The following is a 24621-nucleotide window of genomic DNA, read 5'->3' as shown; positions in this document are numbered from 1 at the left end:
AGAAACATAAGTATACAAAATAAAACATATATAAAGAGTCAAAATGAACCTTTAAAAATATGCATACTGAAATAAAAGTGTATTCGCTATATATAATTACTAGAAAACATATCCTTCTCCCATCCAGACTATACTGTCGGCCCTAGAGTTTCACTAGATCCACCGTTTTCGCGTTGAAAACGGGTCACGGACTTAGAAGCTTTCGCTTCATCACCGCCGGTTGGGAATTTCACCCGACCCCGAAGGATGTTGTTTGCTCACATTATAGCACAAAAAAGAAAAAAGCATAGTAAAAAATGTTCGAATGTGAAGAATTGTGTGAAAATATATGCCGATTTGAATGGGGACGAAAGTAATAGAAATGTTGAAAGGGGAAGGGCTGTATAGGCTTTGATCAAAAGAAAAAACATGCACAAATAAATGTGCATGCTCTTTAAATATTTATTCTGCCTCTGGTGCTCTAACAACAGACTCGAATTTTCCTTTATGCGAAGCATCGCAATAAGGCATGTTTTGTGATAAACCACAACGACATAAAGAAAATGCCGGTTTTGCTGGGAATACATTCCCTTGTGAGTCAACTAATTCCACGTCCCCTGTAACGCGAAAAGAGCCATTATCATTTACTTTAATTTGTACTTTTGCCAACGTTATCCCTCCTTTCCAAACGCTTACTCTCATCATATAATTAGGGAGAGTACTTGACAATATAAAAAGAGCACTTTGTTTGAGAGAGAAGAGAGTGTTATAATAGTTTTTATAACTGACTAGAGTAAGGTGACGAAAGATGGATAAAAAATTACAAACACTACAAAATATTGCAAATGAGCGCACATGGGCATCATTTTTGAATGATAATCATCCATATAGTTTACTTCATTGGTCAATCGCAGGTGTAGGACAAGAACCGAAAGATGTTTGGTTACTTCAAGATGAGGTGACTTTTCAAACGACGGAATTCCCAACGCTAGACGAGGCAGTAAAGTGGATTTCTGAAAATATGGAACAAGTTACAGACGTTTTAGCGCAGTAAAAAACAGGCTTATGCAAGCCTGTTTTTTGTTTCTTTTACATATGTGTTTAAAAATTGATCGATGGCATCTTCGTACTCTTCTTTATTTTCATTATAAGAGCAAGCGTGTGCACCATGTTCTGCAATATAAAGCTGTTTATTATTTTCTTTCGCTTCATAAAGTGATTTCGTCATATCAGATAAAATATAGTCATCGTCTTTACTATGAATAAAGAGAACAGGATTGTTAATGTTTTTTATACAATCAATTGGTGAAACTTCACGAATTGTATAGCCATCACGAACTTTTAAAAAGGCATTTGCTAAAGGTAATAAAGGCCATTTTGGCAAATGAAACTCAACTTTCAAACGATGCTGTAACTGTCCATAAAAATCAGAGAAAGGACAATCAGCAATATAAAAATCAGCACCATCTTCAACAAGTCCTGCATATTGAAGAAGAGTTGCAGCACCCATAGATTCACCATGAATTCCGAGTGTAATATTCGTTCCGAAACGATCTTTTAGCCAGTCAACTACTGACTTTAAATCATGTTTTTCGTAATAGCCATAACTTGTTGTTTTACCACCGGTTTTACCATGACGGCGATGATCATAAATAAATACGTTATATCCTCTATTTAAAAATAAGTTTGCATATTTAACGGAATTGATTTTATTTACGGTCACACCGTGGCAAAAAATCATAAATTTATTGGAATGACCAGCTGGCATGTAATATCCGTGAAGTTCGTATCCGAATTGAGAAGGGATGTGAACCTCTTCTTTTTGAATAGCCTTAAAATCGTCTAAATGAAAATGCTTTTTCGTTTCGCGTTCTAAAACTTCTTCCTCTGTTTTTTTCTTCAAGTACATAACTTTATTTGTAAAGAAAATCCCAATCGCAGTTAGTGCACCTAGTATAGTAAACAATGCTGTAAAAAAACGTTTCATACTTTACCTCATCCTCCAAATACCTCTACATATGATACACTAACATTGTATCACAATGATGTGAAAAGGGGAGAAATCGTATATGGTTCATATAAAAAAAATCACACTAGAAATGAAAGAAGCAATTCAGGATTTTATGTGTGAAAACTGGGGAAGCTCAATGATGGTCTCGCGAGGCAGAGTACATCAACTAGAAGAATTACCCGGTTTTGTTGCACTTAGAAATAACAGAATAGTGGGAATTATAACGTGTAAAGTGATAGAAAACATGTGTGAAATTGTATCGTTAAATAGTTTTGAGGAAGGAAAGGGGATTGGTACAAAACTGGTGGATTGTGTGTTGCAAGTGGCAAAAGAGAACGAATGTAAAAAAGTGTGGCTCATCACGACGAATGATAATATGAACGCACTTCGTTTTTATCAGAAACGTAACTTCATGATGACGAACTTGTATATTGATGCGGTAAAGGAAGCACGAAAAATAAAGAAAGAAATCCCGTTTATTGGTTATGATAATATCGCGATTTCACATGAAATTCAGCTGGAGTATATTTTATCCCGCATTTGAGGGCAGTAAAACTCCCACTGATTAAAGTTTCACTTTATGAGTAGAGTGGAAGTTGTGTAACAATTTTCAGAAATATAAAACAATAACCTTGACGAATGTTATATTTTGGTTTAGTTTAAAATTGTAATCTATTACCATATTAAGGGGTGACGATGTGGCAACTATACGTGATGTTGCAAAATTGGCCGGTGTTTCAGTCGCAACCGTTTCAAGAGTCATTAACGAAAAAGGATATGTCCATGAAGATACGGTGAAACAAGTAAAAAAAGCAATTGAAGAATTACATTATAGACCGAATGCTACAGCAAAGCCTTTATTTAAACAGCCTTCAACGATGATTGCATTACTTGTAGATAATTTGCATAATCCATCATACATCACTTTGCTCCGTTTCGTTGAGGAAATAGCATATAAAGAAGGGTATCAAGTAATAGTTTGTAATATAGAAAATAAGAATAGATACATAGATATGTTGGAGCAAAATAACATTGCAGGCGTTATAATGACGAAATCTGTTTTTCGAAGTATAGGAGAGATCTCACTTCCTTTCGCTGTGCTTGAAGGACGGCAATCTCTTATGAGCTATTATGAAAGTGGACAGAAAGCTGTTTCTTTATTAAAAGAGAAAGGCTGCCAGTTTCTTGCTTATATCGGTGAGGGAGTAGAGAGTGAAGAAATGGAAGAGCATGTGGCAGGATTTCTAGATACTGCTTGGAAAGAAGGACTTTCTTATCGAGAGGAAATTGTCCAAGGATATACGAATCAACAGTTTCTTGAATTGTTACAAAAGCATCCATACACAGATGGGGTTGTAGCTTCAAGTGATAAGGTCGCTATTGAGCTAATCAGGGCGGCGAAAACTCTTAATATTCATATACCAGGTAAGTTGCAAATCATTGGATTTAACGGGAGTGTAGAGGGTGAATGGATAAGTCCATCATTAACGACGATTGGAAGTTATATCGAAGAAAATGGGGAAATAGCTTTTCAGCAGTTAATAGGAAAAATAAAGAAAAAACAAGTGGAACAAGAAGAAGTGGAAACAGAATTTAGATGTATTGAGAGAGAAACAACAAAGTAAAAGGTGCGTTTTTAAAACGCACCTTTTATAGTGTAATTGCGGCAATAAAGCCGAATATAAGTAACGGTATATTATAGTGTAGAAATGTTGGAACACATGTATCCCATATATGATGGTGCTGACCATCAGCATTTAAACCGGACGTTGGTCCAAGTGTACTATCAGATGCTGGAGAACCTGCATCACCAAGTGCACCAGCTGTACCGATAATTGCGATTGTAGCCATGGGACTAAATCCGAGCTGGACGCATAACGGTACGAAAATTGTTGTTAAGATTGGGATGGTTGAAAAGGAAGAACCAATTCCCATCGTAACGAGAAGTCCAATAACGAGCATAAGAAATGCAGCAAGCGGTTTATTATTTCCGATTATATGTGCACTCGTTTGCACAAGAGATTCAACATGTCCAGTTTTTCGAAGAACAGCGCCAAATCCAGCGGCAGAAATCATAACAAATCCAATAAAGGACATCATACGCATTCCGCTCGTTAAAATAGCATCGGCTTCTTTAAGAGGGAGACTACCGCTAACTGATAAGACGATAATACCTGCTAAAGCACCAAAAATCATTGATTCTGTTGCTAATTGCACAGTTAATGTAGCGAGTATTGATAATAAACCAAAAGTAATGCTTCTTTTCGTATAGGGAACGATTTCATTCTGTGCAGCATGAATTTGTTCTGTTTCATATGTACGTGGTTTTCGGTATGTAATGAAAACTGCTACACATAATCCGATAATCATACCGATTGCTGGAATAGTCATCGCTTTTGGAATAAGTGCGACATCAAATGTAAGACCGCTTTGCGCAGCATTTGTTTGTAATACGTCATGATAAATTTTTCCGAATCCTGCTGGGACCCACATGTAAGGGGTAATTAATCCAAATGTAATAAGACATGTTACAAGCCTACGATCCACCCTCAGCTCATTTAATACTTTCAAAAGTGCTGGAATTAAGATTGGGATGAAGGCGATATGAACAGGGATAATATTTTGTGAGAAACAAGCCATTGTTAAAATGATAAATAATATAAGTATTTTAGAATAGACTTGTTTTTTCGTGTCTTGTTCGTTGCCGATCCATTTTAAAGCTGATTGGATCATTGCATCAGGAAGTCCTGTTTTTGAAAGGGAAATAGCAAATCCACCGAGCATTGCGTAGCTTAATGCGATAGGAGCACTGTTCCCAAGACCGGCTGTAAAAGTACTAATTGTTTCTGAAATACCGAGTCCGCCGATAAGTCCGCCTGTTAAAGCTCCAACGATAATGGCGACAATGACTTGGACACGTAACAAACTAAGCAGTAGCATGACTGCTACTGCGATGAGTACAGCGTTCATAATAAATGTAATCTCCCTAATTTTTATTCTGTTAAGGCAAGAAAATGTTTGCAGTGACATATACTTGCGACATATCATTATAAAATGTTTTCTATGAAATGTAAAAGAGCCTTTCGTTATGTATGTTGAAAAGATAGTTCTTGTTTAATTGATTGTAAAGATTTGGCGAATAGTTCAGGTTCTTCTAAATCTGGAGAATGTGCCGAGTTTGGAAACCAAACCATCTTTTTAATAGGAGCTTGAATGATATCGCAATATTGTTGAACGAGTGCATAAGGAGTTTGATAATCATAGCGACCAGAACAAAAATAAACAGGAACAGATAAACTTGAAATAGACGAAAAGAAATCGATTGTTAGCATCTCTTCCCATAAAACTCCGGATTTTAAATTTCCTGCGAGAAATTTGAACCAGTCTAATAGCGTATATTCAGGAGAAAAGAAACCTTTTCGTATGAAAGAAAAGGAAGATCCGTTTTGTATTGCTCCGCCAAATGTACCAAGCCACTTTCTTTGAATAATGAGACGTCTCGTATCTAAAAAGGGTGGTTTCCCTAACTTTAAAAGAGAAGCTAATGCCTTTTTATGGTCATGTTTTTTTGCAGAGCTAATTAAATGTCGGTATAGTAATTCTTCGTTTTGCTTCATATGTACGATTTGACCGATGCCGATGTATGCTTCTATATATTTGGGATATTGACTAGCGATTTGCAGTCCGATAATACTCCCCCAAGAATGCCCAGCGAGAAACAATTTCTGTTTTTTAAAGCGTCTAAGAAGATAGTGAATGACTTCTTTTGCATCTGAAATAAATTGATCAATCGTAAAATTTGTTTGGATATCTCGCCATAAAAAGGATTTACCTGCCCCGCGTTGATCCCAATTAATAACGATAAAGTGCTTTTCTAACTCTTTTTGAAAATGACGAATAAAGCCGATTTGTGCCATACCAGGTCCACCGTGACAGCATAATAAAATAGGCTGTTCCACGTTTTGTCCGCGTATAAGGAGAGATTGTTTCCGGTCATTAATCATAACGCTTTCTATCGTAGCGATACTGTTAGGGATTAATTGCTTCTTTTCGTTATAAAACTGTGGTGTATAGCTACGAAAAAGCATATGTAAACCTCCTTTTCTTAAATGGTATGAATCGCACAGGCTCTTTCTTTTGCATATACTACTAGAAAATCATTGTATCATAACATACTGGTTTGATTTCAAGTTTAGGCGATTAAGAGAGGAGGGAGAATGTGACGATTGGAGAAATTATTGATTCTTTAAATAGACGCGAATCAATCGCTATTATAGCGAAACGGCTTGAAATGAGCCCATATACATTATCAAAGAAGTTAAGGGTGATTGGATATGAATATGATGGAGAGCAGAAAAAACGTATCTTTATAGGTGATGGTGAAGAGCCACGTCATTTGCAAATCCAAGAAGCTACTGCCCTTCAATATGCAAAAACAGACTATCAATTACTAATTTATGAACAATTACAAAGCATTTATGAATTGCTAAGAAAAAGAGAAGAAATAAGTGTTCAAATTATAAGTAAGAGCACAGAGAAAAAGAAACGAACCTTTTCGATTAATATAGAAGTATTAGCAAGACTAGATGTTATATCGGAATCGAAAGGGATTCAAAAGTCTAAAATTGTAGAAGAAGCACTACATGAATTTTTGCAACGGTATGATGTTAATCATGAAACGTATCCAGAGAAATAAAAGAAAGGATACTATGTTCCATATAAGGGCGTGTATCCTTTTTGTCTTATTTCATTTCATTTTTTGTTTCGAAAAGTAATATAGGAACCAAACGGCATGATTTTGTTCATCAGCTGCTGCGCGCCGAAATGTTTCTTTCACTTGTTGATTTGTCGTTTCGTCTGCAATTTCTAAGTAAAAATCAACTGTTCGTTGCTCATCTTGTATAGCTAATTCTAATCCGTTCAAATAAAGAGTTGGACATTCTTCAGTGATTTGGGGCTGAGGGTTTTTACCGGTTAAAAGGGTGTAGATTTGTACAAATTGGTGAAAATGTTTTATTTCATCTTGCCGAATTTCAAGGATTTGATTTCGTTCATTTATGTCTGGAGCTAAATTAGCTAATTTAGCATAACAATGAATGGCGCTATATTCTCCATTAATTGCTTTCTCAATACTACGAATGAGTTTGTTATTTTGTCGATATAATGTATCGTCATTGTTTGGATAGAAATACATACAAACCCTCCTATTATAGTTTTCTATATACTACGAGGAAACAAGGGGCTATGTGCTTATCCTTTACTGCACTAGAAGAATGACAATACGTATGACTCTAAAAGAAGAAGCTCCTTGCATATAAAAAGGAGCTTCTTCTTTCGAGTGTCACGCACTAGTTTGAATAGTATTTAGTTGATTTTTTGAATACGTCCATCAATAATTGGCTGAATTGGTTCTTTCACTTGTTTTACATAATCGACTAATGCTTCAAAATCGTTTGGACCAGTTTCAGTATTTTTTCCATTTTTAAAGGATACAAATCCATCGCCGCCAGAAGCTAGGAAGGCATTTGCAACTACGCTATACGTTTTCGTGGAAACTAATTCTTCACCATTGGTTAAACGGATATTCGTAACCTTTTCACCATTTGGTTTAATTGCATCCCAAGTGTATTGGATACCTGATATTTGGAGCATTCTCGTTGTTCCTTTTTGCCATTGTTGATTTAAAATTTCACGAATATCTTGACCTGTTAAATCCATTTTAATTAATTGATTTCCGAAAGGCTGAATACCATATAACTCGCCCCATGTAATATCTCCAGCGTCTAGATCATTGCGAATTCCACCAGGATTCATAAGAGCGATTTGTGTTTGCATTGTTTGGCGCTGTGCATCGGCAATTAAATTTCCAAGGGTAGATTCACCAGCATCGTTTTGTTTACGGTCGATAGGTGCTGTAGATTTTCCGACAACTTCATTTACAAGCGGTGCAATTTTTTCTTTATATTGATCTAACTTTTGTTTTACTTGTTTATCAGGTTCTACACCTTCATGATATGTTGTGATAACTTCAGCTTTTTTCTTCACAATATCTTTTGTTTTTCTATCAATTGTTACATCTACGTCCGAGAAAGCCATTCCGTAAGAGTTCGCCTGTACGATGAGTTTATTATTTACAGTACCATTTACGTACGTATGACTATGTCCGCCGAAAATAACATCAACTTCGGGATCTGTTTCATTTGCAATGCGAGTAAGGTCACCGTTTGTTACACCAGTGTCATCAGTTGTACCTCCAACGTGTGCAAGGACTACGATAGATTTAACACCGAGACGCTTTAATTGCTGAGTAGATTTATTAATAGCTTCTACTTCATCAGTAATTTGTACATTCTTTAGCATAGTTGGCATAACGACATTCGGTGTATCCGTTGTAACAACTCCGATGAATCCTACAGGAACTCCATCTACCATTTTTACAGTAAATGGTGGTAAAAATAAGCGGCCAGTTGATTTATTATAGAAGTTTGCAGCGACATAAGGGAAGTTTGCTCCTTTGAAATTCCCTGTTTTTTCATGATATCCACCATAAATAAGGCGTCGCATTTCATCAATGCCCTCATCAAATTCATGATTTCCAATTGTACCAACATCAAATTTTAAGTCATTTAAAAATTCAATAGTTGGTTCGTCCTGTAATAAAGCAGAAACTGGTGGGCTAGCTCCGGCAATATCTCCAGCATGTACAAGAAGTGTATTAGGGTTTTGTTTTTTGCGTTCTTTTAAATAAGTAGCTAAGTAATCAGCACCACCAGCTTCTTTATTGTTAATTTTTTTTACAGTATCGAGTTGTCCATGGAAATCATTAATACCAAGCATTTGTACGTCTATGTATCGGTTTTGTTCGGCAGGAGCCTGAGATGGAGGAGCGGCGAATACGCTTGAAAAAGTAATAGTGCTTAAAACAGCAACAGCAGGAATAATTTTTTTCCACATAATTAATTTCTCCTTTTTTTATAATCTGACATCATACGACATAATTTTAATAGATTACTAGGATTATATCTACAATAAAATTTAGTTTTTTCGAAAAATTAACATATTTACAAAAAAAGAATAATAGAGAATCGGGGGCATGTATCTTTTTTATTGTCGATTTCGCCGTGTATCCTCTATAATGGAGAAAAAAGTAAAAGGTGAATAGTATGAAGAAAAAGAAGCAAAGACAAACACAAAGACACTCTCAAATGAATCAACCAGAGAAAGAATCACTTACACTAGGTGATCAATTGAACGATTCGTTAATGCAACAATTAAAGAATAAGAAAAAAGAGTTGCAAGTGAGAGAAGAGAAAAAAGAGGCAGCAGAACAAGAAAGAAAGCGTAAGGAACAAAAAGAACGTGAAAAGAATAAATCATTTGAAGAACTGTTAAGTGAAAGTAGCCTTACTTGGAAAGACTTTAAATAATAAAAAGATGATCAGTGAAATGCCGCTGATCATTTTTTTGACGAGTTTGTAAGAAAAGGGGAGTTAGAATGAGGAAAATTGTAGTCGTTTCGTACGAAAATCATTGGAGTGAGAAATTTCAAATGGAGGCCGAAAGATTAAAATCGGCGATGCCAGAAACGGTAAAAATCCATCATATTGGAAGTACGTCAGTGCCAGGACTAGCAGCTAAACCTATTATTGATATGATCATGGAAGTAGAAAGTATCGACAGAGTAGATCATTGGAATGAACGATTTAAAGAGCTTGGTTACATCGTGAAAGGGGAAAATGGTATTTCAGGTCGTCGTTTTTTTATTCATGGAACTGAGGAGAAACGCTCGTATCATTTGCACGTATTTGAAAAAGGGAATCCTGAGATTACAAGGCATTTATCGTTTCGTGATTACATGATGGCTCATTGTGAAGAAGCAGAGGCGTATGCAACTTTAAAGAAAGAACTAGCGGAAAAATATACATATGATGGCACGATGTATACGGAAGGAAAAAATGAGTTTGTACGTAATGTAGATGAAAAGGCGAAAGAGTGGATAGAAAATAACGTGAATGTCTGAGTTCACGTTGTTTTTTTAAATGTGTATAAAAGTATTATGTAAACTGTACGTATGTTTTGACTTTTTGGATGAATCTTGTTGAAATAAAGTGGTGGTTTATAAAAAATGTAACATTGAAAGGGAGAACGAGTGTGCATATTCCAACAACTACACTTCATAATGGTGTGAAAATGCCGATGATTGGTCTAGGCGTTTATAAAGCGAAAGAAGGCAACGAAGTTAAACAAGCAGTAAAAACAGCATTAGAATTTGGATACCGTTCGATTGATACAGCAACTGTATATGAAAATGAAAGCGGTGTCGGAGAAGCGGTTCGTGAATCTGGAATCTCGCGAGAAGACTTGTTTATTACAACAAAAGTTTGGAACGACGATCAAGGGTACGAGGAGACGCTCGAGGCGTTTGAAAAAAGTTTAAAGAAATTACAAATGGACTATGTAGATTTATATTTAATCCATTGGCCGATAAGAGGGAAGTATGTTGATACGTACCGTGCTCTAGAAAAGCTATATGAAGAAGGTAAAGTGCGTGCCATTGGTGTTTCTAATTTTCATAAACATCATTTAGAACTGTTATTACCAAATTGCAAAGTGAAGCCGATGGTAAACCAAGTTGAACTTCATCCAATGTTAGCGCAATTTGAATTGCGTGATTTCTGTCAAGGTGAGCAAATTCAAATGGAAGCGTGGAGTCCTTTAATGAGAGGCGGCGAAGTATTCCAGCATCCAATTATTCAGGCTATTTCTAAAAAATATGAAAAGTCACCTGCACAAGTTATATTAAGGTGGGATATTCAAAGTGGGATTGTGACTATTCCTAAATCTGTTACGCCATCTCGTATTAAAGAGAACTTTACTATTTTTGATTTCTCATTAACTGAAGAAGAGATGGATCAAATTAATACGTTAAATCGTAATTTACATGTAGGAACGAATCCTGATAAATATGATACGTTATAAAAACGCTATCTGTACGGTTATAGAAAGTGATGGGAAAGTTGCCCGAGCGCTACAAATCAATTAATTTCAGTTCAAAATAAGAAAAAGAATAGTCGTTTATTCTCGGTAGATAAACATAACGTTAAATTAGTTCATGAAACAACTTCTGATCCATATAAAGATCAATACAAAGAAGGTGTCTCCAAAAGGTCATTTTTAATGAGATTTTGGGACACCTTCTTTTTTAATTTGATGGCTATGACCTGTACGGTAACGTTTTTTTAACGATGTAATGTATATGTATCAAATTTAACAATTTGCTGAAGTTGTGTATATTCTTCTTTTGTTAACGACGTTTGTTCCCCAGCATGTACATTTGCTTGCAACTGTTGAATAGAGCTTGCACCAGGTATAACAGATGCAACATTTTCATTATGTAAGCAGTATTGAATGGCTGATCCAGTTAAAGATCTTTCTCCTATAATTTCTTTTACACTCGCGAGTGTTATATTTAATTCATCATAAGAATAGGAGAGGTAATCTTTTTCCTTTACTCTTTCTATCTTGCTTGCATTGTTGTTAGTTAAAATACCTTTCGCAAGTGGTCCGCGTGCGATGACACTAATTTGATGTTCATTAAGCAGTGGGAACCATTCTTCAGGACGACGATTTAAAAGGCTGTACTCCATTAATACACTAATGATATTTGAACGTTTTGCATACTCACGAATGACATTTGGACGTATAGAAGAGATACCATAATGACGAATAATACCTTCTTTTTTCAATTCTTCAAAGGCTTCAATTGTTTCATCTATAGGATCTTCAGTCGTCCCGCCATGCAGTTGATATAAATCAATATAATCTGTTTGAAGTCTACGTAAACTCTCTTTTGCTTCGGCTTTTATATAAGCTTTAGAAGGATCCCAAGACCAGCCGTTTTTTTCCTCTGTCCATCGATTTCCAACCTTTGTTGTAAGAACAATTTGGTCGCGTTTTCCTTTCAGAGCTTTTCCAACAAATTCTTCATTTAATCCATAGTCGTATAAGTCCGCTGTATCAAAAAAGTTAATTCCTACATCGATTGCCTCATCGATAATACGCATAGCTTCAGCCTCAGATGTACCGAGAGACATACAGCCAAATCCAATTTCCGTAACATATAAATCTGAGTTTCCTAATTGACGTTTTTTCATAGGTCAACCTCCTTATCTTTATTGTACGAAAGGGGAAGGAGGTTGACAAACGTTTACTTTTTATTTGCTGTAATCCACTCTTGCACAGTTGTATACTCTTTTCCATATTGTTTTAGCTTATGACGAATTTGCCATGCTTTGCCGACTAAAGTGACGCGATTTGGTAAAATGTAAACTTTCATTTCTATCACGCTCCTTTCAATGTGGTAAAATGTATGAAGAACGATTAGGAAATAGAACAGGGAGATGAAGTAGTATGAGTAATCTTGCAGAAAGAACAGTAAAAACTGAACCGATTTTTGATGGTAGAGTTATAAAAGTTCGTGTTGATGATGTAGTATTACCAAATGGAGAAATGAGTAAACGTGAAATCGTAAATCACCCTGGGGCAGTTGCTATTATTGCTATTACTGATGAGGGGAAAATTGTACTCGTTGAGCAGTATCGTAAAGCTCTCGAAAAGGCAATTGTGGAAATTCCTGCTGGGAAGTTAGAACCTGGGGAAAAGCCAGAGGTAACAGCAGTTCGTGAATTAGAAGAAGAAACAGGATATGTATGTGAAAATATGGAGCTTATTACATCTTTCTATACATCACCTGGTTTTGCAGATGAGATTTTATATGTATATAAAGCGACAGGATTAAAACAAAAAGAAAATAAAGCAGCTTTAGATGAAGATGAATTTGTGGAATTAATGGAAGTGTCATTAGAAGAAGCGATTGATCTTATGAAAGACCTTCGCATACATGATGCTAAGACGATGTTTGCAGTACAATATTTACAATTACAAAAATAAACACTCGCCTAAGGCGAGTGTTTTTAGTTGATTTTTGCATATACACGTGCATCGCGTAAGCTGCCATCGGGTGCTAGGAAATCATTTTCCATTGTACCTTCTAAAATAAATTCTAGACGTTCTGCTAAGTTACATGCGTTTATATTTGTTGCATCAGTACGAATTTCAATTCTTCTAGCACCTAGTTTATCAAATGCAAATTGAATCGCACCTTTAATGGCTTCTGTCATATAGCCATGCTTTGTATAAGCGCTATGTAGCCAGAAGTGAAGTGAAAACTTTGGAATATCCCAGTTTTCAGGCTTGAGAGTAATAGCTCCGATGAATGTACCAGATACTTTATCGTATAAGTGGAAATCAAGTGTTTCACGAAGTAAAAACTGTCCGTGAGCTTCGCGAACAATTTCTTCAGCACGTTCTTCTGTTTCAGCTGTAATTGGCATCCATGGTAATAAGTCTTCTAGAGAAGCTTGGATTGCTTCATATACTTCTGTGCCATCACCTGGAAACGGCTTACGTACTTGCAAGCGCTCAGTTTGAAATAATGTTGGAAAATCTAATAATAATGGTTTCAAGAGAAATCCCTCCTATTCTCTACTTTTTAGTTTAGCAAAGTAGAGCGGAATTTCAATGTTAATTCGTCATACTTTTTTTCTTTCTTTCATACATTTTTAGTAAGAGTGTGAACGGAGGGAAGGAAAATGTGGCGAAAAACGTGGCAAGACCGTGTAATGTCTCACATACAGGAAAATTCTTCACTATATATATTTAATGCGGTTTTATTACTGATGGGAGTAATATTTGGAGCGATTCTTGTGAATAGTTTACAAATAAACCAAAAGCAAGATTTATCATTTTATTTACAGCGTTTTTTTGGACAAGTTTCTAAAGGAGAATTTGCTGTCGCAGGCGAAATGTTTCGAGAAAGTTACTTTTCGCAATTAAAATATATCGGCTTTATTTGGATTTTGGGGATTTCAATTATTGGGTTGCCGCTCATTTTTATCTTACTATTTTTAAAAGGGGTAGTTGTTGGATTTACAGTAGGTTTTTTAGTAAGTCAGCACGGATGGAATGGACTATTATTAGCATTTGTATCTGTATTGCCACAAAATTTAATTATAATTCCTGTATTTCTCGTAATGACAACAATTGCTGCAAGCTTTTCCTTGAGAATGATTAGGCATCAATTTATCCGGAAAATAACTGAGCCACTATTACCGTTATTAATTCGCTATACATGCTTTTTTCTCGTGATTGGAGCGGTATTAGCTATTGCTTCCAGTGTCGAAGCGTATGCATCACCAGTTTTAATGAAAGAAGTTGTGGAGGCTATTAACAAACAATAAATACTTTTTGAGAATAATTATCAATTTGTTTTTATTGTTTTTCTTTTGACAGGAGCCCTTCTTCTGATATAATGGTGTAAGAGTGGCGAGGAGGGAGTAGTACCGAATGGAAGAAAGAATTGAACGAATTAAGAAGCAATTACATGCAGCGAGCTATAAATTGACACCACAACGTGAAGCAACAGTTCGTGTGCTGCTAGAAAATGAAGAAGATCATTTAAGCGCAGAAGATGTATACCTCCTTGTAAAAGAAAAGTCGCCAGAGATCGGATTAGCAACCGTTTATCGAACTTTAGAGTTATTGTCTGAGTTGAAAGTTGTCGATAAGATTAACTTTGGAGACGGTGTTTCGCGTTATGACTTACGCCAAGAAGGTGCACAGCGTTTCCATCATCATTTAATCTGTACACAATGCGGTGCTGTACAAGAAATACAAGAAGATTTACTTGGTGAAGTGGAGAATAAAGTGGAACGAGACTGGAGCTTTAAGGTGAAAGATCATCGTTTAACATTCCATGGGATTTGTAAAAATTGTCAAGAAAATGAAACGGATGAAAAATAACCTTTTCCTATTTAACTAGGAAGAGGTTTTTTATTTGAATAAGGTATAAATTGGTGAAAGCTTGGCATATGTTGTAATAACTTATATTTTGGAGGAATTTACAATGCGCCGAGCTTTAAAATTAACTTTTGATGGGATGAAAGTATTTTTATTATTTACAAGTTGTACGATTTTGTTTTATTTCGCTATACTATGGATAAATGAAGAATATGAAAGTTACCATCGTTATGAAAAGCCAAAAGAAGAGACTGTAGAAAAAGTATCAGGGAATGAGGAGCCAGAAAAGGATGCTTTCGTAAATAGAATGATGTTTTTCTATGAAAATGGGGAGTAGTGTAGATTGGAAGATCAATTAAAAGATTTTATTCATTATATGATTGTTGAAAAAGGTTTAGCGAAAAATACAGTTGTATCTTATGAACGCGATTTGAAAAGCTATGTGAAGTATTTGCAAAATGTAGAACAAACGAAGACGTTTCATGAAGTGACACGCTTGCATATTGTTAACTTTTTGCAGTATTTAAAAGAAAACGGAAAATCTTCAAAAACATTGGCGCGTCATATTGCATCGATTCGTTCGTTTCATCAATTTTTACTTCGTGAGCGAGCAGTGGAGCATGACCCATCAGTACATATTGAAACGCCACAAGGGGAACGGAAATTACCAAAAGTATTATCAATCGACGAAGTGGAAGCATTGCTTCAAACACCGAAAACGGCAAGTGCTTTTGGGATTCGTGATAAGGCAATGTTAGAGTTGTTGTATGCAACAGGACTTCGTGTTTCAGAATTAATTTCATTAAATTTAGAAGATGTACACTTAACGATGGGGTTTGTTCGCTGCATAGGGAAAGGGAATAAAGAAAGAATTATTCCATTAGGAAGCTTAGCGACAGAAGCGATTCAAAAGTATATTGAAAAAGGAAGAAGAGAATTGATGGGTAAAAAAGCATTAGATGCACTCTTTTTAAACCATCATGGTAATCGATTATCGAGACAAGGATTTTGGAAAATTTTAAAACGATTAGCGAAAGAAGCAAATATTGAAAAAGAGCTTACACCGCATACGTTACGCCATTCTTTTGCTACACACTTATTAGAAAATGGGGCAGACTTGCGTGCTGTACAAGAAATGCTTGGACATGCAGATATTTCAACGACGCAAATTTATACGCACGTTTCAAAAACTAGATTAAAAGATGTATATAAACAGTTTCACCCGAGAGCATAGTCACTATGCTCTTTTTTCATAGATTAAGAAGAACAAACCATTTCACAAAAACTTCACAAACATTTCGTACATTGTTTTCAGCGGAAGACTAGAATATTACAATGTATTTCCTCTATACTAAGGAAAGTATGAAGGAGGAAATGATGATGAAAAAACTTATTATGACGTTATTTATCGCGATGCTAGCATTGGCTGGCTGTAATACAAACAAAGAAGAACCGAAAAAAGAACAGAAACTTGAAGCTGTAAAAGTAGCAGTTCAAACGAATCCGAAAGAAATTAAACCTGGTGAAAAAACAGAAGTACAAGCACTTGTTACACAAGGAAAAGAAAAAGTAACAGATGCTGATGATGTAAAGTTTGAAATTTGGAAAGCAGGCGACGAAAAGCACGAGATGTTAAACGCTAAGCATAAAGGAAAAGGTGTTTATGCTGTAGAAAAAACATTCGAAACGGATGGAGTATATCATGTTATTGCTCATACAAATGCACGTGAAATGCATGTTATGCCAGAAGTAAAAGTGGCTGTGGGAAATGCAAAAGTTGAAGATCCGAAAAAAGAAGAAGGTCATGGGGATCATAAAAGTGATACGATGATACATCTTATGGCTGGAGATATTAAAGCAAATGCTGAGTCAACAATGAAAGTTCATTTAAAACAAAAAGAAGAAGCGTTATCTGGTGCTGAAGTACAACTTGAGATTTGGAAAGACGGCGTTGAAAAACACGAATTTATTCCGGCGAAAGAGGGGAATAAAGGGGAGTATGAAAGTAAACATACTTTCAAAGAGAATGGTGCTTATAAAGTGAAAGTTCATGTAAGAAAAGGTGAACTACATGAACATAAAGAAGAAACAGTAGAAGTAAAATAAAAAGTAGCTCTTTAGAGCTGCTTTTTATTTTAAGAAAAAAGTCATGAAATGATTAGCACTTCTTTGCAGAATGGATTACAATAGAAGGGTAAAGAAAATGAAGAATTCTACGAAAATGTATTAAAAAGAAAGCGTAAACATGTTATGATATCAATATCAGATGTCTGACATCTGACTTGGAAAAACCTAGAAATGTTTTTGATTCGTTTGAAAGTAAAACGAAAAAGTTAGAGAATGATTTAAAGCAGTACTGTTTAATAATGAGGACGAAAGATAATTCCCATTGATAACAGTTTCACTTTATAGCGTTTTGAACATACTACAAGAAGTAGAACTGAACATATAGGAGGTTGCAGTTATGAATAAATATAAACGTATTTTCCTAGTCGTAATGGACTCTGTGGGAATCGGTGAAGCACCGGATGCTGAGCAGTTTGGTGATTTAGGTTCTGATACAATTGGTCATATCGCTGAACATATGAATGGATTACACATGCCAAACATGGTGAAATTAGGCCTTGGTAATATTCGTGAAATGAAAGGAATCTCTAAAGTAGAGAAACCGCTTGGATATTATACAAAAATGCAAGAAAAATCTACAGGGAAAGATACAATGACAGGTCACTGGGAAATTATGGGACTTTATATTGATACACCATTCCAAGTGTTTCCTGAAGGATTCCCGAAAGAATTACTTGATGAATTAGAAGAAAAGACAGGTCGTAAAATTATCGGTAATAAACCAGCCTCTGGAACTGAGGTACTTGTTGAGCTTGGTCAAGAACAAATGGAAACAGGTTCTTTAATTGTTTACACTTCTGCTGATAGTGTATTACAGATCGCAGCTCATGAAGAAGTAGTACCACTTGAAGAGCTATATAAAATTTGTAAAATCGCACGTGAATTAACATTAGATGAGAAGTACATGGTAGGACGTGTTATCGCTCGTCCGTTCGTCGGAGAGCCAGGAAACTTCACACGTACACCAAATCGTCATGACTATGCACTAAAACCATTTGGTCGCACAGTAATGAATGAACTAAAAGATAGCGATTATGATGTAATTGCTATTGGTAAAATTGCTGATATTTATGATGGCGAAGGGGTAACTGAATCACTTCGTACGAAATCAAATATGGATGGAATGGACAAGCTTGTAGATACATTAAATATGGACTTTACAGGTATTAGCTTCTTGAACTTAGTTGACTTTGATGCCTTATTTGGTCATCGTCGTGACCCACAAGGGTACGGAGAAGCTCTACAAGAATATGACGCACGTCTTCCAGAAGTATTCGAAAAACTAAAAGAAGATGATCTATTATTAATTACAGCAGACCACGGTAATGATCCAGTTCACTACGGTACTGATCATACACGTGAATATGTACCGTTATTAGCATATAGCCCAAGCATGAAAGAAGGCGGACAAGAGTTATCACTTCGTCAAACATTTGCTGATATTGGTGCAACTGTAGCAGAAAACTTTAATGTTAAAATGCCAGAACATGGAACAAGCTTCTTAAACGAGCTAAAGAAATAGGGGGATAAACAGATGAATCGTGAACTAATTACAAAATCAGCTTCATACTTAAAAGAGAAATTTCAAGAGACACCACAAGTAGGACTAATCCTTGGATCTGGACTAGGTGTATTAGCAGATGAAATCGAGAACGCAGTAACAGTACCATACAGTGAAATCCCTGAATTCCCAGTTTCAACTGTAGAAGGACATGCGGGTCAACTTGTATTCGGTACACTTCAAGGTGTAACAGTAGTAGCAATGCAAGGACGTTTCCATTTCTACGAAGGATACGATATGCAAAAAGTAACATTCCCAGTTCGTGTTATGAAAGAACTAGGTGTAGAAACAGTTGTTGTAACAAACGCAGCTGGTGGTGTAAATACATCATTTGAACCAGGCGATCTTATGCTAATTTCAGACCACATTAACTTCATGGGTACGAACCCATTAATCGGACCAAATGATTCTGAAATGGGTGTACGTTTCCCTGATATGTCTACATCATATACGCCAGAACTTCGGGAAATGGCGAAACAAGTTGCAGCAGATTTAAATATTAAAGTACAAGAAGGTGTATATGTTGGAATGACAGGTCCTGTATATGAAACACCTGCTGAAATTCGTATGCTTCGTACACTTGGCGGAGATGCAGTTGGTATGTCAACAGTACCTGAAGTAATTGTAGCGCGTCATGCGGGTATGAAAGTACTTGGTATTTCTTGTATTTCAAATATGGCAGCTGGTATTTTAGATCAACCACTTCACCATGATGAAGTAATTGAAACGACAGAACGTGTTAAAGCTAACTTCTTAGCATTAGTAAAAGCAATCGTAAAACAAATGAAGGGGTGACCTCACAATGAGAATGGTGGACCTAATTGCAAAAAAACGTGATGGACAAGCATTAACGACAGAAGAAATTAACTTTATTGTTGAAGGATATACAAATGGTGATATTCCTGATTATCAAGTAAGTTCACTTGCAATGGCAATTTTCTTCCAAGATATGAATGATCAAGAACGTGCAGATTTAACGATGGCAATGGTAAATAGCGGTGATACAATTGACTTATCAGCCATTGAAGGGATAAAAGTAGATAAGCATTCAACGGGTGGAGTTGGTGATACAACGACACTTGTATTAGGTCCATTAGTAGCTGCTTTAGGTGTACCAGTTGCAAAAATGTCTGGACGTGGTTTAGGACATACTGGTGGTACAATTGATAAGTTAGAAGCAGTTCCAGGATTCCATGTGGAAATTGAAAATGATGAATTCATGCGTCTTGTAAATGAAAATAAAATTGCTGTTATCGGTCAAAGTGGAAACTTAACACCTGCTGATAAAAAATTGTATGCACTTCGTGATGTCACGGCAACAGTAAACTCAATTCCGCTTATTGCAAGCTCGATTATGAGTAAGAAAATTGCTGCTGGTGCAGATGCAATCGTTCTTGATGTAAAAACTGGAGCAGGAGCATTTATGAAAACAGATGAAGATGCAAAGCGTTTAGCAGAAGCAATGGTGCGCATCGGTAATAACGTTGGTCGTAATACGATGGCGGTTATTTCTGATATGAGTCAGCCGCTTGGTGAAGCAATCGGTAACGCATTAGAAGTACAAGAAGCAATTGATACATTACAAGGTAAAGGACCGAAAGATTTAGAAGAGTTATGTTTAACACTTGGAAGTCAGATGGTGTACCTTGCTGGACAAGCTTCATCTTTAGAAGATGCACGTGAAAAATTAATTGAAGTAATGAACAATGGAAAAGCGTTAGAAGCATTTAAAACGTTCTTATCGGCGCAGGGCGGCGATGCTTCTGTTGTTGATGATCCTTCTAAATTGCCACAAGCACAATTTAAAATTGAAGTGGAAGCGAAAGAAGACGGTTACGTATCGGAAATCGTTGCAGATGAAATCGGAACAGCAGCAATGCTTTTAGGAGCAGGGCGTGCAACGAAAGAGTCTGAAATTGATTTAGCAGTGGGTCTAATGCTTCGCAAAAAAGTAGGCGATAGCGTGAAAAAAGGTGACTCTCTTGTTACAATTTACGCAAACCGCGAAAATGTTGAAGATGTAAAAGCGAAAATTTATGAGAACATGAAAATCGCTAAAGACCACGTAGATGCACCAACTTTAGTACACGGTATTGTAACGAAGTAATAAAGTGAAACTTTAATCAGTGGGGGCTTCATTACCCACTGATTATTAGCCTTCACCAATCGGGTTTTTACGGGCAGCCCGACCCACACCTAACTTCGTTGCTTTCGCTGAATTTTGAGGTATGGGTCTTACTGCCCGCAAATAGCGGGATAAAAAAAGCTGAGGAGATTTCTCCTTGGCTTTTTTTACTATTTTTTGTTTATAATAGTAATGGGTGAAATTATGATTAGAATCTGTGCAATAACGAAAAAAAATGAAGTTTTATATGATGTTTCGCTAGAAGAAACGAAAAAAGAGAACATCGTATGGTATTGGCTTGATTTATATAAGCCGACGAAAGAGGAGTATACATATATTTTACAAGATCACTTTAAGTTCCATCCCCTTGCAATTGAAGATTGTGTAGAATATGTACAGAGGCCAAAGGTAGATTTTTATGATGGATATAACTTTTTAGTTCTCCATGCATTCGGAGAAGACGGATTAGAACCGCATGAAATCGATTTATTTGTTAGTGATCGATATATAGTCTCTTTCCACTTCTCTCATAACAATGCGATTGAAAGAGTATGGAAAACGCTCGGTGAAAAGAAACGTATTAAGAAGAGTCCTTTACATGTAGCACATACAATTGTTGACCAAATTGTAGATGATTATTTCGCACCTGTATATTACATTGAAGACCATTTAAATGCAATTGATGATAATTTAACGGGTGAGACAGCAGGAAGCGTGCTAGAAGAAGTATTTGATATTCGTGCGGATTTATCTAAGCTAAGGCGTACGATTATTCCGATGCGTGATTTATTGTATCGTATATTAAATTCAACACGTTTTTACGGTATAAGCGATCATGAAATTTATTTTAAAGATATACATGATCATTTGCTTAAACTGACAGAGATGATTGAAGCAAGCCGTGAATTAACAGCAGATATTCGAGATAGTTACTTTTCATTGAATTCCCACCATATGAACAACATTATGAAAACATTAACTGTTTTCTCAACTATTTTCATGCCGTTAACATTTATTGCAGGGGTATACGGCATGAACTTCGCACATATGCCGGAGCTTGGCGGGAAGTATAGTTATTTTATTTGCTTAATTTTAATGGCGTTAATTGGCGGCGGAATGATGGCTTGGTTTTATAAAAAAGGTTGGTTTAAGTAAAAAAACACCGAGGATTTCCTCGGTGTTTTTTCTTAGCCAATAGCGTGTAATACGAACATGGCTAAGAATAAGCATGTAATAATATACATGGACGGTGCGACTTCTTTACGCTTTCCAAGAGCAACTTTCAAGATAGGATAAGCAATAAATCCGAACGCAATGCCATCAGCGATACTATATGTGAGCGGGATCATAACGATAATTAAAAACGCTGGAAATCCTTCTGAAAAGTCGTTCAGAGGAATTTGTTGAATGCTTGTAATCATCAGCCCGCCAATAATAATTAAGATTGGTGCAATGGCACTATCAGGAATTAATTTGACAAACGGAAGCGCAAACAGTGATGCGAAAAATAACAACCCTGTAACGATAGACGTCAGACCTGTCTTACCGCCTGCAGTAATACCTGCGGCACTTTCTACTGTTGAAACGGTAGGGCTTGTGCCAAATAGACCACATGTCATTGCTGAAATTGCATTGGCTTGGTAAGCACGTGGGAATTTACGATCATCTTCTAATAAACCGTGCAATAGTCCCATGTTCTCGAAAATAAGCACCATGCTTAAGGAGAATGTTGCAATCCAAAACGGTAAGGAAGAAAGTTTCCCAAATGACATAGCTCCAAACACATCACCGTAATTAGCGAATGAGAATGAACTATTTCCCATTTGACTCGTATCAACAAGACCGAATAGCCATGCGATACCAGTTCCTATTGCAATCGTCCATAAAAAGTTTCCACGTACATTACGAATAAATAATACAAGTGCAACGATAAGAGTCAGTAATGTCGCAAGAACGACAGGATTACTTAATTTCCCCATTGCAACAGCAGTATTTGGATTCGAAACGACTAAACCACCTTTTTGCAATCCGATAAATGCTAGAAACAATCCGATGCCGACAGTAATAGCTTCCTTTAATGACTTTGGAATCGATACCGAGAGCACGCGAGCGATTGGTGTAAAAGCGGCAATTGCAAAAATAATACCAGAGATAAAGACAGCCGCTAATGCTTCTTGCCAAGTTAAACCAAGCGTATGGACAGCAGTGTACGTGAAGAATGCATTTACACCCATACCAGGAACAAGAATAACAGGTGCATTTGCCCAAAATGCCATGAGCAGACATCCGACGAATGAACTGAAAACAGTTGCTAAAATTCCAGCTTCAAGAGGAATGCCAGCATCTGATAAGATTGATGCATTTACAATCATAATATATACGATCGTGAAAAATGACGTAACGCCAGCTAAAACTTCTTGTTTTGGTGATGTTTCATGTAAACCTAATTTAAATGTTCTTTCAAGTATTCCTTTCATGTTAAACCTTCTTTTTCATATCCCTCTCCCACCCGTGATATCTCTTCTGTAAGAGCTCACCGACCTTTATTATATCAGAACATCATGTTTTTACAACAATAAAAATGATAACGGTTACTTACAAGTGAAATTACTTATAAATACGTAAAAATAGCCCGGATAGAAGATATAATTTCTAATTCTCCCGATTGAATGGGCGGAGCTGCTTGCGCATGCAAAGTAGCATATGATGCGATCTCTCGCGGTAATTGGACAGATTCTTCAACGAGTGAGAGGGGAACAGGATTAATATTTAAATTGTAGGTACTCGCAATTGTACGAGCTTTGTCTACTGCTTGTTGCAGAGCTTGAATGAGAGCTTGCTCATAATATTTATTTGGATGAGATATTCGAAAACGTAATCCTTTTGCTACGTTTGCACCATTCGTAACGGCTATATCATATACTTCCCCTGCTTTTTGCACATTTAAAACGGTAATTTCATACAAATGCTCCACACGGTAGCCTTGTAGTAATGCTTTATCATTTACATATTCGTATTGAGGAGTAATTGTATAAGAAATGGTTTCTATATCTTTATCGGCAATACCTAGCTGTTTGAGTGCATCAAGCAATTGTTTCGATTGCACTGCATTTTCTTCTTGCGCTTGTTTTACATTTTTACTATCTGTTCGAATGCCCAGTGTTAATATGACAACATTTGGTTTTGCCTTTATAATACCTTCTCCTTGTACAGTAATAGTAGCTTCTTTACCAGTATTTGTCGTACGGATATTATGTAAATACGGATTCATTCCACCTTGCATTTATGCTCACCATCCTTTTTTACATGTATATGTGTGAACAAAAAAGAAAATCGTATGAAAAAAGTTACATAAATGAGAATGTTGTGAGAAGAAAGCATATACAATATAGGTATTTATAGATTATAATATGTGTAAATATGATAAAAAAGGGACGAGGCTAGTGAACGAAAATAGAGAAACACTGATTTTAGATTTATCTGCATCATTTCGAAAGATGATACGTTTATTACAAAATGATATTAATACACGTTTTTCAGAGCATATGCCATATAATGAATTCTCTGTATTACGTGCGTTATTTTTAAAAAGTCCACAGATGGCTTCGCAAATTGCGAGTGAAGTAAACGTAACCTCCAGTCATATTACAGCTGTAACAGATCGTCTCGTGCGAAAAGGGTTTGTTGAAAGAAAACGTTCAAATTCGGACCGTCGTATCGTATATTTAGAAATTACTGAAAACGGACGAGAAGTAACTGAAAAGCTTGAAGCTGTGCGTAAAGAATATTATAAAGAGAAATTTAAAGGTTGGAGCGACCAAGAGATAGAAATGATTTTAGAACTATTTGGCCGCGTATTATAATAAATGAGGATAGGAAGCGAGAGCTTTCCTATCCTTTTTCTTTTGAATAAAAATATTTTGAAACTCCGATACTTTAATTAAACAGATCGGAGGAAAG

At 36.1% G+C, this 24621-nt stretch carries 29 protein-coding genes and 1 riboswitch; of the genes, 18 read left to right on the top strand and 11 right to left on the bottom strand.

From position 1 onward, the window contains the following. Positions 1-107 precede the first annotated feature (107 nt). A riboswitch (FMN riboswitch) is annotated at positions 108-251 on the bottom strand. 190 nt (positions 252-441) lie between these two features. Then, positions 442-648 carry a CDGSH iron-sulfur domain-containing protein gene (locus V7038_RS18525; RefSeq protein ID WP_002111661.1) on the bottom strand — a complete coding sequence of 69 codons (207 nt, stop codon included), beginning with the start codon at positions 646-648 and terminating at the stop codon, positions 442-444. Positions 649-787: 139 nt separating this feature from the next. On the opposite strand from V7038_RS18525, the gene V7038_RS18520 reads away from it, so the two are divergent. After that, positions 788-1033, top strand: a complete 246-nt coding sequence (locus tag V7038_RS18520; protein WP_002111659.1) for a DUF2552 family protein — start codon at positions 788-790, stop codon at positions 1031-1033. A 9-nt stretch (positions 1034-1042) separates the two neighbouring features. Here the strand turns inward: V7038_RS18520 and V7038_RS18515 are convergent, their stop codons facing one another. Then, the gene (locus V7038_RS18515; RefSeq protein WP_002111658.1) at positions 1043-1966 is read right to left on the bottom strand and encodes an alpha/beta hydrolase; all 924 of its coding nucleotides are present in this window, start codon (positions 1964-1966) and stop codon (positions 1043-1045) included. Positions 1967-2048: 82 nt separating this feature from the next. Here V7038_RS18515 and V7038_RS18510 point away from each other — a divergent pair, with 82 nt between their 5' ends. Next, positions 2049-2534: a GNAT family N-acetyltransferase gene (locus V7038_RS18510; RefSeq protein ID WP_199659728.1), complete on the top strand. Its 486-nt coding sequence runs from the start codon at positions 2049-2051 to the stop codon at positions 2532-2534. 154 nt (positions 2535-2688) lie between these two features. Then, entirely contained in the window at positions 2689-3615 is a 927-nt protein-coding gene (locus V7038_RS18505; RefSeq protein WP_335471267.1) for a LacI family DNA-binding transcriptional regulator, read from the top strand. 25 nt (positions 3616-3640) lie between these two features. On the opposite strand, the gene V7038_RS18500 is transcribed toward V7038_RS18505, so the two are convergent. Both V7038_RS18500 and V7038_RS18495 read right to left on the bottom strand, forming a co-directional pair. Next, positions 3641-4960, bottom strand: coding sequence for a Na+/H+ antiporter family protein (locus tag V7038_RS18500; RefSeq protein ID WP_002111651.1), 1320 nt, complete (start codon positions 4958-4960; stop codon positions 3641-3643). A 116-nt stretch (positions 4961-5076) separates the two neighbouring features. Beyond that, positions 5077-6078, bottom strand: a complete 1002-nt coding sequence (locus V7038_RS18495; RefSeq protein ID WP_002111650.1) for an alpha/beta fold hydrolase — start codon at positions 6076-6078, stop codon at positions 5077-5079. A gap of 131 nt (positions 6079-6209) precedes the next feature. Between V7038_RS18495 and V7038_RS18490 the strand changes: the two genes are divergently transcribed. Further along, positions 6210-6686, top strand: coding sequence for a ribbon-helix-helix domain-containing protein (locus V7038_RS18490; RefSeq protein WP_002067020.1), 477 nt, complete (start codon positions 6210-6212; stop codon positions 6684-6686). 51 nt (positions 6687-6737) lie between these two features. Here the strand turns inward: V7038_RS18490 and V7038_RS18485 are convergent, their stop codons facing one another. Continuing rightward, positions 6738-7184, bottom strand: coding sequence for a ferritin-like domain-containing protein (locus V7038_RS18485; RefSeq protein WP_199659730.1), 447 nt, complete (start codon positions 7182-7184; stop codon positions 6738-6740). Between the two features lie 170 nt (positions 7185-7354). Next, positions 7355-8944, bottom strand: a complete 1590-nt coding sequence (locus V7038_RS18480) for a bifunctional metallophosphatase/5'-nucleotidase (RefSeq protein WP_002111647.1) — start codon at positions 8942-8944, stop codon at positions 7355-7357. 209 nt (positions 8945-9153) lie between these two features. Here V7038_RS18480 and V7038_RS18475 point away from each other — a divergent pair, with 209 nt between their 5' ends. The 3 genes from V7038_RS18475 to V7038_RS18465 all read left to right on the top strand — a co-directional run bounded on the left by V7038_RS18475 (position 9154) and on the right by V7038_RS18465 (position 10969). Then, the gene (locus tag V7038_RS18475; protein ID WP_002014945.1) at positions 9154-9417 is read left to right on the top strand and encodes a YqkE family protein; all 264 of its coding nucleotides are present in this window, start codon (positions 9154-9156) and stop codon (positions 9415-9417) included. Between the two features lie 68 nt (positions 9418-9485). Beyond that, positions 9486-10010, top strand: a complete 525-nt coding sequence (locus V7038_RS18470; RefSeq protein WP_199659731.1) for a GrpB family protein — start codon at positions 9486-9488, stop codon at positions 10008-10010. Positions 10011-10141: 131 nt separating this feature from the next. Continuing rightward, positions 10142-10969 (top strand): aldo/keto reductase, encoded by an 828-nt coding sequence (locus V7038_RS18465; RefSeq protein ID WP_002160598.1) that lies wholly within the window; start codon positions 10142-10144, stop codon positions 10967-10969. 260 nt (positions 10970-11229) lie between these two features. Here V7038_RS18465 and V7038_RS18460 read toward each other — a convergent pair whose 3' ends face one another. Next, positions 11230-12144, bottom strand: a complete 915-nt coding sequence (locus V7038_RS18460; protein ID WP_199659732.1) for an aldo/keto reductase — start codon at positions 12142-12144, stop codon at positions 11230-11232. Positions 12145-12197: 53 nt separating this feature from the next. Next, positions 12198-12326 carry a Z-ring formation inhibitor MciZ gene (gene mciZ / locus V7038_RS18455; protein WP_000870295.1) on the bottom strand — a complete coding sequence of 43 codons (129 nt, stop codon included), beginning with the start codon at positions 12324-12326 and terminating at the stop codon, positions 12198-12200. Between the two features lie 74 nt (positions 12327-12400). On the opposite strand from mciZ, the gene V7038_RS18450 reads away from it, so the two are divergent. Further along, positions 12401-12940 (top strand): NUDIX domain-containing protein, encoded by a 540-nt coding sequence (locus V7038_RS18450; RefSeq protein WP_002014941.1) that lies wholly within the window; start codon positions 12401-12403, stop codon positions 12938-12940. Between the two features lie 23 nt (positions 12941-12963). Here V7038_RS18450 and V7038_RS18445 read toward each other — a convergent pair whose 3' ends face one another. Further along, positions 12964-13515 (bottom strand): GNAT family N-acetyltransferase, encoded by a 552-nt coding sequence (locus V7038_RS18445; RefSeq protein WP_002033881.1) that lies wholly within the window; start codon positions 13513-13515, stop codon positions 12964-12966. A 126-nt stretch (positions 13516-13641) separates the two neighbouring features. On the opposite strand from V7038_RS18445, the gene spoIIM reads away from it, so the two are divergent. The 9 genes from spoIIM (at position 13642) to corA (ending at position 21816) form a co-directional block, all read left to right on the top strand. Next, the gene (gene spoIIM / locus V7038_RS18440) at positions 13642-14289 is read left to right on the top strand and encodes a stage II sporulation protein M (RefSeq protein ID WP_002111637.1); all 648 of its coding nucleotides are present in this window, start codon (positions 13642-13644) and stop codon (positions 14287-14289) included. Between the two features lie 106 nt (positions 14290-14395). Then, positions 14396-14851: a ferric iron uptake transcriptional regulator gene (gene fur / locus V7038_RS18435; protein WP_000392654.1), complete on the top strand. Its 456-nt coding sequence runs from the start codon at positions 14396-14398 to the stop codon at positions 14849-14851. A 103-nt stretch (positions 14852-14954) separates the two neighbouring features. After that, on the top strand, positions 14955-15185 hold the full coding sequence (locus tag V7038_RS18430; RefSeq protein ID WP_002088473.1) for a YqzK family protein: 231 nt from the start codon (positions 14955-14957) through the stop codon (positions 15183-15185). Positions 15186-15191: 6 nt separating this feature from the next. Beyond that, positions 15192-16082 (top strand): site-specific tyrosine recombinase XerD, encoded by an 891-nt coding sequence (gene xerD, locus V7038_RS18425; RefSeq protein ID WP_335471259.1) that lies wholly within the window; start codon positions 15192-15194, stop codon positions 16080-16082. A gap of 143 nt (positions 16083-16225) precedes the next feature. Then, positions 16226-16954, top strand: coding sequence for a FixH family protein (locus V7038_RS18420; protein WP_199659733.1), 729 nt, complete (start codon positions 16226-16228; stop codon positions 16952-16954). 358 nt (positions 16955-17312) lie between these two features. Then, the gene (gene deoB, locus V7038_RS18415) at positions 17313-18497 is read left to right on the top strand and encodes a phosphopentomutase (protein ID WP_002111633.1); all 1185 of its coding nucleotides are present in this window, start codon (positions 17313-17315) and stop codon (positions 18495-18497) included. A 12-nt stretch (positions 18498-18509) separates the two neighbouring features. Continuing rightward, a complete protein-coding gene (locus V7038_RS18410; RefSeq protein WP_001078443.1) occupies positions 18510-19331 on the top strand; it encodes a purine-nucleoside phosphorylase in 822 nt (273 codons plus the stop codon). A gap of 7 nt (positions 19332-19338) precedes the next feature. Next, positions 19339-20643 (top strand): pyrimidine-nucleoside phosphorylase, encoded by a 1305-nt coding sequence (locus tag V7038_RS18405; RefSeq protein WP_335471256.1) that lies wholly within the window; start codon positions 19339-19341, stop codon positions 20641-20643. A gap of 210 nt (positions 20644-20853) precedes the next feature. Continuing rightward, the gene (gene corA, locus V7038_RS18400) at positions 20854-21816 is read left to right on the top strand and encodes a magnesium/cobalt transporter CorA (RefSeq protein WP_002160605.1); all 963 of its coding nucleotides are present in this window, start codon (positions 20854-20856) and stop codon (positions 21814-21816) included. 32 nt (positions 21817-21848) lie between these two features. On the opposite strand, the gene V7038_RS18395 is transcribed toward corA, so the two are convergent. Both V7038_RS18395 and V7038_RS18390 read right to left on the bottom strand, forming a co-directional pair. Further along, on the bottom strand, positions 21849-23138 hold the full coding sequence (locus tag V7038_RS18395; RefSeq protein WP_199659734.1) for an NCS2 family permease: 1290 nt from the start codon (positions 23136-23138) through the stop codon (positions 21849-21851). 134 nt (positions 23139-23272) lie between these two features. Beyond that, the gene (locus V7038_RS18390; protein ID WP_002111627.1) at positions 23273-23944 is read right to left on the bottom strand and encodes an SIMPL domain-containing protein; all 672 of its coding nucleotides are present in this window, start codon (positions 23942-23944) and stop codon (positions 23273-23275) included. A 160-nt stretch (positions 23945-24104) separates the two neighbouring features. Here V7038_RS18390 and V7038_RS18385 point away from each other — a divergent pair, with 160 nt between their 5' ends. Continuing rightward, positions 24105-24524: a MarR family winged helix-turn-helix transcriptional regulator gene (locus V7038_RS18385; RefSeq protein WP_199659735.1), complete on the top strand. Its 420-nt coding sequence runs from the start codon at positions 24105-24107 to the stop codon at positions 24522-24524. Positions 24525-24621 lie beyond the last annotated feature (97 nt).

The organism is Bacillus sp. JJ783, assembly GCF_036963225.1.
Taxonomy (GTDB): Bacteria; Bacillota; Bacilli; order Bacillales; family Bacillaceae_G; genus Bacillus_A; species Bacillus_A cereus_U.
Note: the sequence above shows the minus strand (reverse complement) of the source record. Positions and strands in the feature narration are given on the sequence as shown.

Coding starts and splice junctions, on each gene's coding strand:
- V7038_RS18520 (WP_002111659.1), top strand. CDS start 788: ATGGATAAAAAATTACAAACACTACAAAATATTGCAAATGAGCGCACA.
- V7038_RS18515 (WP_002111658.1), bottom strand. CDS start 1,966: ATGAAACGTTTTTTTACAGCATTGTTTACTATACTAGGTGCACTAACT.
- V7038_RS18510 (WP_199659728.1), top strand. CDS start 2,049: ATGGTTCATATAAAAAAAATCACACTAGAAATGAAAGAAGCAATTCAG.
- V7038_RS18500 (WP_002111651.1), bottom strand. CDS start 4,960: ATGAACGCTGTACTCATCGCAGTAGCAGTCATGCTACTGCTTAGTTTG.
- V7038_RS18495 (WP_002111650.1), bottom strand. CDS start 6,078: ATGCTTTTTCGTAGCTATACACCACAGTTTTATAACGAAAAGAAGCAA.
- V7038_RS18485 (WP_199659730.1), bottom strand. CDS start 7,184: ATGTATTTCTATCCAAACAATGACGATACATTATATCGACAAAATAAC.
- V7038_RS18480 (WP_002111647.1), bottom strand. CDS start 8,944: ATGTGGAAAAAAATTATTCCTGCTGTTGCTGTTTTAAGCACTATTACT.
- V7038_RS18475 (WP_002014945.1), top strand. CDS start 9,154: ATGAAGAAAAAGAAGCAAAGACAAACACAAAGACACTCTCAAATGAAT.
- V7038_RS18470 (WP_199659731.1), top strand. CDS start 9,486: ATGAGGAAAATTGTAGTCGTTTCGTACGAAAATCATTGGAGTGAGAAA.
- V7038_RS18460 (WP_199659732.1), bottom strand. CDS start 12,144: ATGAAAAAACGTCAATTAGGAAACTCAGATTTATATGTTACGGAAATT.
- mciZ (WP_000870295.1), bottom strand. CDS start 12,326: ATGAAAGTTTACATTTTACCAAATCGCGTCACTTTAGTCGGCAAAGCA.
- V7038_RS18450 (WP_002014941.1), top strand. CDS start 12,401: ATGAGTAATCTTGCAGAAAGAACAGTAAAAACTGAACCGATTTTTGAT.
- spoIIM (WP_002111637.1), top strand. CDS start 13,642: ATGTGGCGAAAAACGTGGCAAGACCGTGTAATGTCTCACATACAGGAA.
- fur (WP_000392654.1), top strand. CDS start 14,396: ATGGAAGAAAGAATTGAACGAATTAAGAAGCAATTACATGCAGCGAGC.
- V7038_RS18430 (WP_002088473.1), top strand. CDS start 14,955: ATGCGCCGAGCTTTAAAATTAACTTTTGATGGGATGAAAGTATTTTTA.
- V7038_RS18420 (WP_199659733.1), top strand. CDS start 16,226: ATGATGAAAAAACTTATTATGACGTTATTTATCGCGATGCTAGCATTG.
- deoB (WP_002111633.1), top strand. CDS start 17,313: ATGAATAAATATAAACGTATTTTCCTAGTCGTAATGGACTCTGTGGGA.
- V7038_RS18410 (WP_001078443.1), top strand. CDS start 18,510: ATGAATCGTGAACTAATTACAAAATCAGCTTCATACTTAAAAGAGAAA.
- V7038_RS18405 (WP_335471256.1), top strand. CDS start 19,339: ATGAGAATGGTGGACCTAATTGCAAAAAAACGTGATGGACAAGCATTA.
- corA (WP_002160605.1), top strand. CDS start 20,854: ATGGGTGAAATTATGATTAGAATCTGTGCAATAACGAAAAAAAATGAA.
- V7038_RS18395 (WP_199659734.1), bottom strand. CDS start 23,138: ATGAAAGGAATACTTGAAAGAACATTTAAATTAGGTTTACATGAAACA.
- V7038_RS18390 (WP_002111627.1), bottom strand. CDS start 23,944: ATGCAAGGTGGAATGAATCCGTATTTACATAATATCCGTACGACAAAT.